The 12132-nt window shown below is 72.4% G+C and carries 12 protein-coding genes; 8 read left to right on the plus strand and 4 right to left on the minus strand.

Annotation, left to right across the window (positions count from 1 at the left end):
• Window positions 1-25 precede the first annotated feature (25 nt).
• The 3 genes from ACFYMU_RS16540 to ACFYMU_RS16550 all read right to left on the minus strand — a co-directional run bounded on the left by ACFYMU_RS16540 (window position 26) and on the right by ACFYMU_RS16550 (window position 4256).
• Window positions 26-2173, minus strand: coding sequence for a putative bifunctional diguanylate cyclase/phosphodiesterase (locus ACFYMU_RS16540; protein WP_388373336.1), 2148 nt, complete (start codon window positions 2171-2173; stop codon window positions 26-28).
• The gene (locus ACFYMU_RS16545) at window positions 2170-2982 is read right to left on the minus strand and encodes an SAM-dependent methyltransferase (protein WP_388373337.1); all 813 of its coding nucleotides are present in this window, start codon (window positions 2980-2982) and stop codon (window positions 2170-2172) included. The genes ACFYMU_RS16540 and ACFYMU_RS16545 overlap by 4 nt, the downstream gene beginning before the upstream one ends.
• Before the next feature lie 332 nt (window positions 2983-3314).
• Window positions 3315-4256 carry an SCO0930 family lipoprotein gene (locus ACFYMU_RS16550; RefSeq protein WP_388373339.1) on the minus strand — a complete coding sequence of 314 codons (942 nt, stop codon included), beginning with the start codon at window positions 4254-4256 and terminating at the stop codon, window positions 3315-3317.
• Window positions 4257-4551: 295 nt separating this feature from the next.
• Between ACFYMU_RS16550 and ACFYMU_RS16555 the strand changes: the two genes are divergently transcribed.
• The 4 genes from ACFYMU_RS16555 (at window position 4552) to ACFYMU_RS16570 (ending at window position 7396) form a co-directional block, all read left to right on the plus strand.
• The gene (locus tag ACFYMU_RS16555) at window positions 4552-5172 is read left to right on the plus strand and encodes a hypothetical protein (protein ID WP_388373341.1); all 621 of its coding nucleotides are present in this window, start codon (window positions 4552-4554) and stop codon (window positions 5170-5172) included.
• A 21-nt stretch (window positions 5173-5193) separates the two neighbouring features.
• On the plus strand, window positions 5194-5955 hold the full coding sequence (locus ACFYMU_RS16560; RefSeq protein WP_388373343.1) for a DUF4239 domain-containing protein: 762 nt from the start codon (window positions 5194-5196) through the stop codon (window positions 5953-5955).
• Window positions 5956-6120: 165 nt separating this feature from the next.
• Window positions 6121-6600 carry a hypothetical protein gene (locus ACFYMU_RS16565; protein ID WP_388373345.1) on the plus strand — a complete coding sequence of 160 codons (480 nt, stop codon included), beginning with the start codon at window positions 6121-6123 and terminating at the stop codon, window positions 6598-6600.
• Between the two features lie 130 nt (window positions 6601-6730).
• Window positions 6731-7396, plus strand: a complete 666-nt coding sequence (locus ACFYMU_RS16570; RefSeq protein ID WP_388373346.1) for a class F sortase — start codon at window positions 6731-6733, stop codon at window positions 7394-7396.
• A gap of 18 nt (window positions 7397-7414) precedes the next feature.
• Here the strand turns inward: ACFYMU_RS16570 and ACFYMU_RS16575 are convergent, their stop codons facing one another.
• Entirely contained in the window at window positions 7415-8260 is an 846-nt protein-coding gene (locus ACFYMU_RS16575; protein WP_388373348.1) for a polysaccharide deacetylase family protein, read from the minus strand.
• 334 nt (window positions 8261-8594) lie between these two features.
• Here ACFYMU_RS16575 and ACFYMU_RS16580 point away from each other — a divergent pair, with 334 nt between their 5' ends.
• The 4 genes from ACFYMU_RS16580 to ACFYMU_RS16595 all read left to right on the plus strand — a co-directional run bounded on the left by ACFYMU_RS16580 (window position 8595) and on the right by ACFYMU_RS16595 (window position 12099).
• Window positions 8595-9056: a universal stress protein gene (locus ACFYMU_RS16580; RefSeq protein WP_388373350.1), complete on the plus strand. Its 462-nt coding sequence runs from the start codon at window positions 8595-8597 to the stop codon at window positions 9054-9056.
• A gap of 145 nt (window positions 9057-9201) precedes the next feature.
• On the plus strand, window positions 9202-10623 hold the full coding sequence (locus ACFYMU_RS16585; protein WP_388373352.1) for an amino acid permease: 1422 nt from the start codon (window positions 9202-9204) through the stop codon (window positions 10621-10623).
• 277 nt (window positions 10624-10900) lie between these two features.
• Window positions 10901-11449, plus strand: coding sequence for a sigma-70 family RNA polymerase sigma factor (locus ACFYMU_RS16590; RefSeq protein ID WP_388373353.1), 549 nt, complete (start codon window positions 10901-10903; stop codon window positions 11447-11449).
• Between the two features lie 134 nt (window positions 11450-11583).
• Window positions 11584-12099 carry a hypothetical protein gene (locus ACFYMU_RS16595; RefSeq protein WP_388373355.1) on the plus strand — a complete coding sequence of 172 codons (516 nt, stop codon included), beginning with the start codon at window positions 11584-11586 and terminating at the stop codon, window positions 12097-12099.
• Window positions 12100-12132: the final 33 nt, after the last annotated feature.

Here is a 12132-nt window from a genome sequence, read left to right on the forward strand (position 1 = left end):
GCCGTACCGTCCGCCGCGGGCCGTGTCAGCCCGTCGCGTCCACCAGGGCCAGCTGGTGCAGCCGGTCCGGCGGCCCGGGGCGGGCGTAGTACCAGCCCTGGGCCGTGTCGCAGCCCAGTATGCGCAACTGCTCGGCCTGGGCGCCGGTCTCCACGCCCTCCACGGTGACGGCGAGATCCAGGCTGTGGGCGAGGGAGACGATCCCCTCGACGATCTTCAGGTCGACCGGGTCGGCCGGGTACTGCTGCATGCTCTGGGTGAAGGAACGGTCCAGCTTCAGGATCCGCACCGGCAGCCTGCGCAGGTTGGCGAGGTTCGAGTAGCCCGTGCCGAAGTCGTCGAGGGCGATGTCCACGCCCATCTCGGCCAGTCGCCGCAGCGGCTTGAGCAGGTCGTCGTCCGCGCCGATGAGCGCCGATTCCGTGACTTCCAGACACAGCGCGTCCGGTTCGAGGCCGAACCGCTCCAGGATGTCGACGGTGTCCGACACCAGCCCGGGATGGGTGAGCTGGCACGGCGAGAGGTTGACGTTGACGCGCAGCGGACCCGTCGGCTCGTGCCTCTCCTGCCATGCGCGGGCCTGCCGCACCGCCTCCTCGAGGACCCACTTGCCGAGCGGCACGATCAGCCCGGTGCGCTCGGCGAGCGGGATGAAGCGGTCGGGGCCGAGCACGCCGTGCTGCGGATGCAGCCAGCGCACCAGGGCCTCGGCGCCGCGCACGGTGCCGTCGCCGAGGTGCACCAGCGGCTGGTACTCGATGAAGAACTCGCCGCGGTCGAGCGCGGTGGGCAGCGCCGTGGTCAGCCCGTGCCGTGTGATGGCGCGTGCGTCGGCCTCGGGGTCGGCGAGTTCGAAGCGGTTGCCACCCGCGGACTTGGCGCGGTACATGGTGATGTCGGCGCTGCGCAGCACCTCGGCCGGGCCGCGCTCCCCGACCGGGCCTTCCACGATGCCGATGCTGCCGCGCACGGTCAGCTCGCGCCCGTCGATGCCGATCGGGGTGACCAGCGCGTTCATGATGCGCCCGACGAGTTCGTCGACCCCGCGCTCGGTGTCGGGCCCGGTGGTCAGCGCCACGAACTCGTCGCCGCCCAGGCGCGCCACCATCTCACCGGGCGCGGTGGCGCACGCCTGGAGCCGGTCGGCGACCTCGACGAGCAGCCGGTCGCCGGCCGCGTGCCCGAGGCTGTCGTTGATGGTCTTGAAGCCGTCGAGGTCGAGGTAGCACAGCCCGAACCGCTGCCCCTCGCCCGCCGCGAGGGCCTTCTCCAGGCGCTCGAAGAACAGCGTGCGGTTGGGCAGTCCGGTGAGCGCGTCGTGCGTGGCCTCGTACCGCAGTCGGAGGTTGAGCAGCCGCCGCTCGGTGGTGTCCTCCATGAGGGCGAGCTGATACTGCGGGCACCCGTCCGCGTCCCGGAGCAGGGACACCGTGAGGTTGGTCCACAGAACCGTTCCGTCAGGCCGGTAGAAGGCCTTTTCGACGTGGTAGTGCTCGCGCTCGCCCCGGACGAGTTCCTCGTACAGGCGCCACACCTGCGGCGCGTCGTCCGGGTGCGTCCACTCGGCGACGTTGCGGCCGCGCACCAGGTTCTCCGAGCCGCCGAACATGCGCAGCAGCGCGCCGTTGGCCTCCAGGACGTTGCCGTCGAGGTCCGCGATGCCGATCCCTATGGCCGCGCCCTCGAAGACGGCGCGGAAGCGGGCCTCGCTGGTGTGCAGGGCCTGCGCCACCACGCCCTGGGCGGTGAGGGCGGCGCGGGAGATCGCCTCCTGCTCGGCCAGCGTGCGTTCCCGCAGGGCCTCCGCGAACCCGGCGGCCATCGCGTGCTGCATCCGTGAGCATCGGGTCCGCAGGGCCTCCTGCGCCTCCGCCGGGCCGTCCGGGTCGCCGCAGTAGAGCACGAGGTAGGCGTCGACGCAGTCGAGGGTGCGGCTGAGCGTCTCGGGATCGGTGCAGTGCGCGTCGATGAGCGCCGCGCCGATCCCGCGGGCCGCGGCGGCGTCGAAGGCCCTGGCCCGCAGCGCGTCGCGCAGCCGCCGGGCCAGCGGCAGCAGATGCTCCTCGAACTCGGGCCGGGTCAGCGACGTCGAGGTCGCCGGGAAGACCGCCCGGCTCCAGATGGTCGCGAACCTGCGCAGTCTGTCCTCCGGCCCGCCCGGCTCCGCGGTCACGCCGAGCGCCCCACGCCGGCGAACCCCGAGAAGGAATACGGATCCTCGTCCTCGGGCGCCGTGTCGGGCCGCCAGATCGGCATCGGCACCAGCCCGGGTTCCACCATGTCGTACCCCTCGAAGAACCGCGCGATCTCCTCGCGCGAGCGCATGATCAGCGGATTGCGGATGTTCTTGTACACGTCGACAGCGCCTTCGGCGCGCTCCTGCGGGAGCGGGATCCCCTCGTACGAGGCATGCGTGAGGACCAGCAGACTGCCCGGGGCGAGCGCGTCGCGCAACTCGCCCACCGCACCGTACGGGTCGCCCGCTTCCTCCACGAAGTGCAGTATGGCAACCAGGAGGAGGGCTACCGGACGGTTCAGGTCGATCAGCCGCTCCACCTGAGGGCTCGCCAGGATGTCCTGGGGCTTGAGCAGATCGGCCGCGACGACGTCGGTGTGCTCGTTGCCCTCCAGGACGGCCTGGCCGTGCGCGACCGCCACCGGGTCGTGGTCCACGTACACGACGCGCGCACCGGCGTGTGCCCGCTGTGCCACCTCGTGGACGTTGCCGAAGGTGGGGATGCCCGAACCGATGTCGAGGAACTGGGTGATGCCCTCCTCGGCGGCGAAGCGCACCGCGCGGCGCATGAACGCCCGGTTCGCCTGCATGATCTTGGGGAGGCCCGGCATGAACTCCATCGCCTGGCGCGCGGCCTCCCGGTCGACCTCGAAGTTGTGCGATCCGCCCAGGTAGAAGTCGTACATGCGGGACACGCTCGGCACGGAGATGTCGATACTCCGTGGGGCCCAGGCGGGGCGCTCCATGCAGTTCTCCAAGACGTAGGCGGCGATGTGGCGATCCGGTGTTCGAGCAGAGGCTACTGATCGTCCGCCAACCGAGCGACCGGAACCGGAAATTGACCATCCGTTCCCGGTCACTGCCTGCGGGCACGTGCCGGTGCTCACCACCGCGCCGGGCGCGCGTCGTACCCGGACACGCCGAAGAGGCCCGCTCCCCCCGTGCGGTGCGGAGGGAGCGGACCGGGCCGCGCGCGCCTGTCTTCCGTTCGTCCGGCACTCCTGCTTCTCGGTCCACTCCCTTCGCGTTCCGTGGCCGACTGGGCGAGGCGATCGATCAACCCTGGGGAAGGTGATCTCTACTTGGGCGCGCCGACCGGCTTGCCGTCGGGCGAGACGGCGTACCACGTGCCGCCCACGCCCTGACCGTTGGTCTCTCCGGGCGCCGTGTCACCGGAGAAGGTGTAGATGGGCCAGCAGTTGACGGTCATCTGCTTCTCGCCGTCCGGGCGGGTGAAGCCCATGAGGCCCTTCTTCTTGACACCCTTGGTGTCCTCGGCCGAGACCGGTGCCACGACGGGCCACTTCTCCAGGCAGGCGCCCGTGCACCGCGACACCGGCTTCGGCCATGCCTCGTCCTTCATGAAGCGGTAGACGGTCATGCCGTTCTTGTCGACGACGATCGGGCCGAGCTTGGGGTCGTTGCGGACGGACAGGCCGGGCAGGGTGGCGCCGGCCTTCTTGCCCGTGGGCGCGGTGGCGAACCAGGTGCCCTTGACGCCCTGGCCGTTGGCGTCGCCCGCCTTGGTGTCCTTGGCGTAGCGGTACATGGGCCAGCCGGCGATGGTCAGCTGCTTGGTGCCGTCGGCGCGGGTGACCTCGCCGAGCAGGGACTTGTCGATGCCGGAGGCGACCGTGGCGCCCTCGGCGGGCACGGGCGGCCACGCCTTCGCGCAGTCGCCGTCGCAGGTGGACTTCGGCGGTTCGGCCGTGTCCTGGTCGAAGCGGTAGAGGGTGAGGCCCGTGCCATCGGTGACGATCTTGCCGAGCTTCGCGTTCTCCACGACGCCCAGCTGACCCGCGGGCTGCCCGCCCGGGGAGGCGCTCGGCGCACCGGTGGAGTCCGCGCCGTAGCCGTTGCCGGGGTCGGTGACGGAGCCGTAACCACCCGCGGCGGCGGTGGCCCCCACGTTCTGGCTGCCCGGCGACTGGGTGCCGCTCTCCTGACCGCACGCCGTCGTGAGCGCCAGCACGGCCGCAGCTGTCGCCACGAGGGAGGCGCTCCGCCAGGATGTCTTCATGTCCAACTCCCGCTGTCAACGTTGGGGTTGCAGCGACCTTTGTGCGCCGCGTCGGCACTAGGTACGGGCGGGGATGCCGGATGTGTTCAATCCGGCCGGGCATTTTCTCTCCGGAACCTGTGACGCGTCTCGGCCATCGGCCGGACACCGGCCCGAAGCGCTCGCCCGGAGACACCCGACTCCCCGCCTCCCGGGGCCCCTTGGGACAAACCCGGCGGACGCACATCTCCCTCCTTCGGGGCAATTCCCGGGCGCCGCCGCGTGCGAGGGCGCGGACGAGCTCATGATCTCCGTCGTGCATCGACCCCAACGGAACCGGTCCGGCCGCCTCACCAGGGTGCCGGCTCTGGTGACGCTCGTCTGGATCCTCGTGGGCGCCCCGGGCGGCACGGTGTGGGCCGACGCGTGCGCGTCCGCCTCGACCGGCCCGGACGGCGCACAGGCGGTGGCGGTCGCCGGCGCGGGTACGGACGGGCCCGTGGACGGCGCCGCCCTCTCCCTGCCGCCGGTGTGCCCGTCGCCCAGCCCGCCGCCCGCATCCACCCCCACGCCCCCACCACCGGCCACACCCCCGACCCCGACCCCGACCGAGCCACCGGCCCGCCCCACACCGGTCCCGAGGCCGCGGCCGCCCCGGACACCGGTGCCGCCGCCCCCGCCGGCGCCGGCCGCGGCACCCCGCCCCCGGCCGGTGCCGGCACGGCAGGCCACCCGCACCCCGCCCCCGACCCCCTCACCCACGCCGACCCCCTCACCCGCCCCGAGGCCGCGTCCCGCGGCCGACCCGGTGCGCTATCCCCCGCACCGCGCCGTGCCCCGCCCGCGGCCGCCGCACCACGGTCCGTCGCCGCTCATGTTCACCCTGCTCATCGTCGCGCCCGCGGTGTTCGTCGTGGCCGCGCTGCGTCCCCGCTGAGCTGCCCTCTGGAGGCGTCTTTTGTCGGAATGGCTTGTTCTCGCCCTCGCGATGGCGGCCGCCTGTGCCGTCGTGATCGCCGTGACCCTGCTGCGCCATCGCACCGCCGGCGAGGACGACGATCCGTCCGAGACCCCGGACGTGATCGAGTACATGACCATGTGGATCGGTGTGGTGTACGCCATCGTGCTGGGCCTCGCCATCGCCGGCGTCTGGGAGGCGCGCGGTGCCGCCCAGGACCATGTCCAGGCCGAGGCCCAGGCGCTGCACGAGATCTCGGAGCGGGTGCGCGTCTATCCGGCGGACGTCCGCGACCGCATCCGCGCCGACGTCGACGCGTACGTGGGACACGTCGTCACCACCGAGTGGAAGTCCATGGCCGAGCACGGCACGGTGACCGTCCGCGGCCGGGAACTGCTCCAGCGGATCCGCCAGGACGTCACCGACCACAAGCCGGCGACGGAGTTCCAGGCCCAGGCGTACCAGCCGCTCCTGGACCAGGTGACCGCCGCGGACACGGCGCGGGCCGCCCGCGCCGACGCGGCGGGCTCGACCATGCCGCCGGTGGTGTGGTTCGGCCTGGTCGCGGGCGCGGTGGTCACCATCGGCATGGTGTTCGCCCTGCAGATCCGGCGCTCGGCCCGCGAGCTGGTCCTGGCCGGGCTCTTCTCCGCGCTGATCGCCTTCCTGCTCTTCCTGATCTGGGACTTCGACGCGCCCTACGGCCGCGGCCTCACCGACTCCGCGAAACCGTTCCTGGCCCTGTTCCCGTGGCTTCACTGACAGCGGGGCACGGCCGTCCCCCGTACGGCGCAACGCATGCCCCGTTCGCACGACAGCGATCGCGTCCCGGGACGGTCCTTCCTAGCGTGTCGCTCATCGAGGTGCATGTCCGACGCAGGCGGAAAAGGTCCGCAGCACGACCCCTCGGAGACCTGGAGGCTCACCATGCGCGCGATACGCGTCGCTCCGGCCGCGCTGCTGGGCGTCACCGCCCTGACGTTCACCGCTCCGGCGGCCGTTGCCGGAACCGGCGGCGTCCACGCCGCCGCGTCGATCGACCGGGCCGCCGGGCCGGCGGCGATCGCCCCGGGCGGCCGGACCGCCCTGCCGGCAGGGGAGTGCGACACCGGGGCCGACGGCTACGCCGCCAAACGCGGCTTCGCGTACGAGGCGACGCTGCCGTGCGGCGCCGAGTTCGGTCAGCGGCATCTCGCGGTCACCACCGGCCGCGGCAACGACGACGGCCAGGGCTTCTTCGGCGACTCCGGCGGGCGCTACCGGCGCCACGGCGTGCACGCCGGCCTCGGCGGCAGCATCGGCGGCTTCGACCTCGAACGGATCGGTCTGGGAGCGGCTCTCATCTCCGGCTCGATCGGCGCCGCCTGGTACGTGTGGCGCCGGCGCCCCGTGGGCGAGCCGTCCTGAAGGTCATGGCGCGGCGCCGACGGCCCGCGCGCCACCCGTTCGGCCGCGTGCCGTCGCTCATGGATGCCGCCGCGCCCGGCGTGCCGCCCCACGCGACGGACGGAGCGGCGGCGGCGAGAAGGGATGGCGAATGTCTGCGTCCGGCCCGGCCGAAGCGGAGGTACGCCACACGAGGCGGACCCCGTGGGGCGTGATCGCCCTGGTCCTGCTGACGGGCCTGGCCCTGATCCGCAGCGGTTCCGGCGAGTTCGCCACCGGCCCCCCGCAACCCGCCTCGGCGGCGGCCCCCGACGGCCGCAGCGCCGCGGACCCCGTCTTCGGCAGGACGCCCGGGGCCCTGCGGTTCTCTCTGGTCTCCCGCGTCCGCATCCCGGCGCTCCGGGTCGACGCCCCGGTCGTGCCGGTCGCCCTGGACCCGGCGGGCTGGGTGGACGCGCCACCGCCCGAGAACCCCAACCTCGCCGGCTGGTTCACCGGCGGGGTCTCGCCGGGCGAGCGGGGCACGGCGGTGATCGTGGGCCACGTCGACAACGGTCAGGGCCCGGCCGTCTTCTACGGGCTCGGCGGCCTGAGGAAGGGCAACCGCGTCGAGGTCCGGCGCCAGGACGGCAGGACCGCCGTGTTCGGCATCTACGGTGTCGAGGTCTTCGACAAGAAGAACTTCCCCGGCGACACCGTCTACGGGAACAAGGGGGTGCCGGAACTGCGCGTCATCACCTGCGGGGGCGCCTTCTCCGAGGACGAGGGGTACGAGGGCAACGTGGTGGTGTTCGCCCGCCTGGTGGAGGTGCGCTGAGAGCCCGGCGGGGTGCGCTCAGGCGGAACTCCGCCGGGGCACGGTGAGGTGGTAGCCGCGGTCCAGCAGCTGCGGCAGATACCGGGCCAGCGCTTCGACCGTCTGTGAGCGGTCGCCTCCGGCGTCGTGGGACAGCACGATGACGCCGGGGGCGGCGCCGTCCGCCACCTGCTCGACGATGGTGCCGGTGCCCGGCGCCGTCCAGTCGAGGGAGTCCACCGTCCAGGCGAGCGGCTCCATGCCCAGCTCGGCGCCGAGGCGGAGGACGGCCCGGTTCCACGCCCCGTACGGCGCGCGGAACCACTGCGGTGCCTGGCCGTAGGCGTCCTGGACGATCGCGCAGGTGTGCTCCATCTCGGCGCGGATCTCCGCTTCGGGCAGCCGGGTGAGCAACCGGTGCGTCCAGGTGTGGTTGCCGACGAGGTGGCCGTCGTCGGCCATCTCGCGCAACAGGTCCTTGTTGTCGACGGCCGTGCGCCCGCACACGAAGAACACCGCGCGCACGTCGTACTCGCGCAGCGTGCGCAGGATGCCGGGTGTGTAGCGGGGGTCGGGGCCGTCGTCGAAGGTCAGCACCATGGTCCTGCCGCGGTCCGGCAGGCGCTGGATCGGCTCGCGGGGTACGGGGACGCGGGCGGGCGCGGGGCGCGGGGGGCCGTAGCCGGTCATGGGCTCGAGCCGGAAGGCGGACGACCGCGGCGGGGGCACCGCCTGCGGGCCCCCCGTCGCCGTGAACCGCCGGCCGGGACGCACCAGGCCGTCGGCACCGCGCAGCCGGGCCGCACCCGCCACCCCGGCGGCTCCCGTGAGCGCGGCACCGGCCAGCACGAGCCGGCGTCGCGTGAACAGCTGATCCCTTTTCATGACGTACCAGTTCCGGTCCCTGGGGAGCGGCCGTGCCGAATGTACCGGACGGGCGGGGTGTGCCACCGCCGACGCGGCGGCGGCTCCCACGGCGTGCGGGTGTGCGCCCCCGGCGGGTCCGCGCGGCCCGGGCGCCGGGCCACCGAGCCACCGAGCCACCGGGCCACCGAGCCACCGGGCCACCGAGCCACCGAGCCACCGAGCCACCGAGCCACCGGGCCACCGGGCCACCGAGCCACCGGGCCACCGGGCCACCGGGCCACCGGGCCGCCGGAAGGTTCCTCCCCGGTCCCCGCGGGGCCCCGGACCTGCGGATTCCGATAGCCTCGCAGCCGTGACGGAACAGCACTCGCATCGCTTCGAGTTGGGCACCGACGGGCCCAAGGTCATCGTCGTCGGGATGGACGGCTCCGACTCCTCGCTCCGCGCGGCGGCCTACGCGGGCGGTCTCGCCCGGAGGCAGCGCGCGCTGCTCGCGGTGGTGTACGTGCAGCCGGTGATGGCGGCGGGCGCGGCGCTCGGGGCGCCGGTGGCCGAGACCACCGACACGATCGCCGAGGAACTGCTCACCTACATCCGTGAGGCCACGGAGCGGGTCAAGGACATGTTCGAGGTGCGCTGGGAGTTCCACACCTTCCGCGGGGACCCCTACAGCGGACTGGTCAAGGCGGCCGACGAACTGAGGGCGGACGCGGTGGTGGTCGGAGCGTCCGAGCAGGCCGGGCACCGCATCGTCGGCTCGGTGGCGATCCGGCTGGTGAAGGCCGGGCGCTGGCCGGTGACCGTCGTACCGTGACGGACGAACGCTCCGGCGGGCTGTCGCCGGAGCCGGAACCCCGCTTGCGCACGGCCGGATGACGCACGCCGTCTTCCGTCCGCCCCTGCACTGCGCCATCATGATCCGCCGTCAGCCCGTTGCCGTCCGCGAAGGGGTGAGGCGCATGGCCCGGTTCGGAGTGAGCGAGGGGATTCTCCGCCGCAAACCCATCGAGCACATCGACGACACGGAAGGGACCGAGGGCACCCGGCTCGTCCGCTCGCTCGGTCTGTGGCAGCTGACGGCGATCGGTGTCGGCGGGATCATCGGCGCCGGGATCTTCACCCTCGCCGGGACCGTCGCCAACGGCACGGCGGGTCCCGCCGTGCTCGTGTCGTTCCTGATCGCCGGCCTGGCGAGCGCCGCGGCCGCGCTGTCGTACGCCGAGTTCGCCGGTCTGATCCCGAAGGCGGGATCGGCGTACACCTACGGGTACGCGGTGCTCGGCGAGTACGCGGGCTGGTTCATCGGCTGGGACCTGCTGTTGGAGTACACGGCGATCGTGGCCGTGGTCGCGATCGGCATCTCCGGCTATTTCGGCTTCCTGGTGGGCGAGTTGGGCGCCGACCTGCCGTCCTGGATGCTGGGCGCCCCGGGCACCGGGGCGGGCCACCGGGTCGACCTGTTCGCGGTCGTGCTGTGCCTGCTGATCGCGTACCTGCTGAACCTCGGCATCCGCAACGCGGCCCGCTTCGAGACGTTCGTGGTGGCCCTGAAGGTACTGGTCGTCCTGCTCGTGATCGGGGTCGGCGTCTTCCACATCGACACCGGCAACTACCATCCCTTCTTCCCCTACGGGCTGGGCGGCGCGTTCACGGGAGCGGCGACCGTCTTCTTCGCGGTCTTCGGCTACGACGCCATGTCGACCGCGGCCGAGGAGTCCAAGGACGCGCAGCGCCACATGCCGAAGGCGATCGTCTACTCGCTGGCGATCTCGATGGTCCTGTACGTGGCGGCCTGTCTGGTCCTCACGGGCATGCAGGACTACCGGGACATCGACAAGGAGAGCGGCTTCTCCAGCGCCTTCAAGGCGGTCGGGCTCGGAGGTCTCGCGGACGTGATCGCCGTCGGCGCCATCATCGGCATCCTCACCGTGATGTTCACGTTCATGCTGGGCGTCACCCGGGTGTGGTTCTCCATGTCCCGGGACGGGCTGCTGCCGGGATGGTTCGCGAAGACGCATCCCACCCGTCATGTCCCGACCCGCGTGACCTGGATCGCCGGGGTCGCGTCGGCCGCCATCGCCGGGTTCCTGCCGATCGGCGAGGCGGCCGAACTCACCAACATCGGAATCCTGCTGGCGTTCGTCGTGGTCTGCACGGCGGTGATCGTGCTGCGTCACCGGAGGCCGGACCTGCCGCGTGTCTTCCGGGTGCCGTGGATGCCGTTCGTCCCGGCACTGGGCGTGGTCTTCTCGATCTGGCTGATCACGTTCCTGCAGTGGCAGACGTGGGTACGGTTCGCCGTGTGGTTCGCGGTGGGCCAGATCGTCTACTTCGGGTATTCGTACAAGCGCTCGAAGCTGGCGGGCACGGCCGACTCCTGACCGCACCCGTACGGAGCGGAGAGCCCGCGACCACGCGGACGCCCCGGCGGAGGCGTCCGGCCGGGGCAGGTCATGGACATGTCGACATGCGGACTCTCCGCAACCGAGGGTAACGGCGAATTCCCGCCGTCACCGGGCCGCCCGCCCGGCCGGGGAACGACCGCACACCTCCCGGTCGACCGTTCATCGCACCGTTCGCCGACGAACAGCGACCGCCCACCGCACAGCCGTGTCGCCGTACTGTCCCGACGGGGCCAGGCACGCTGCCATAACGCCCATGACGGTTGGAACCACCACCCCACGCCCCGGGACGACCGCCGAGCACGAGCTGGCCGAGCTGCAGCGCGAGCACGGTCGCCCCCTCTTCGCCCTCCTGCTCAGGCTCTGCGACGGCGACCGCCAGCGTGCCGAGGACCTGCTGCAGGAGACGCTCGTGCGTGCCTGGCAGCACCCTGAGGCGCTCCGCGCCCATGACTTCGAATCCGTGCGCCCCTGGCTGCTGACGGTCGGGCGGCGGCTCGCCATCGACGCCCGGCGCGCCCGCCAGGCCCGTCCCGCCGAGGTCGGGGACGCCATCCTGGAGAACGCGCGGGTGATCGGCGACCACACCGAGCGCTCCACCGCGATGCTCGACGTGCGCAGGGCTGTGAAGACTCTCACTCCCGAGCACCGGGAAGTCCTGATGCAGGTGTACTTCCACGGGGCGAGCGTGGCGGAAGCCGCCGCAACCCTGGGCATTCCACCCGGTACGGTGAAGTCGCGGGCGCACTACGCGCTGCGCGCCCTGCGCCGGGTCCTTCCGGGCTACGCGGCCGACCTGCGCTGAAACCGTCGGCCGAGTCAAACCTCCGTAAAGCGCCTTGCTGCGGACCATGGTTGAGCAATCAGCTTGCTTCATCCGTGTTCCCGACTGGGGCCCGTGATCGGGCGACGCGCACGACCGGAGGAAGGCAGGAAGGAATGCTGCACAGAGGCCAAGAGAGCGCGGACGGCACCGGCAACGGTGAACTGGCCGTCCCCATGGCGTGGTTGTACGCCGAGTACATCGCCGACGAACTGCTGCGCACCGGCGACCTCATGCCGCCCACGTCCTTCGAGTTCCGTGCCGGGCGCGATGCGCTGGCACTGACCATCTTCCTGTCCGACACCAGTGGGGAGCTCTCCGGCATCCGGGTCGTCTCGCAGCTCGAGACCTGGCTTTCGCTGACGGCGTACGACCAGCCGTGGCAGGACTGGGTGCGCGAACGGATGGCGCAGCTGACCGCCGAGGCGGTCGCGGCGGGCGGCCCGGCCCCGGACCTGGAGCTCGCCTCGGCGGCCTGGCGCTGGCTGGAGGAGACCGAGCTTCTCGCCCCTGACCTGGACGCGGTGCCCGGCGGCGGTCCCGTGGCCGGCGAGGACGAAGGCCCCCAGGTCTGGACACCCGCCTGGCAGCTCGGGCTCCCCCTCGGCCACCTCGCCATCCATCTTTTTTGAACCGGGACCAATCCGCGGGGCCGACCGCTCCGA

The sequence above is a fragment of the Streptomyces sp. NPDC007264 genome (assembly GCF_042869095.1).
Classification (GTDB): domain Bacteria; phylum Actinomycetota; class Actinomycetes; order Streptomycetales; family Streptomycetaceae; genus Streptomyces.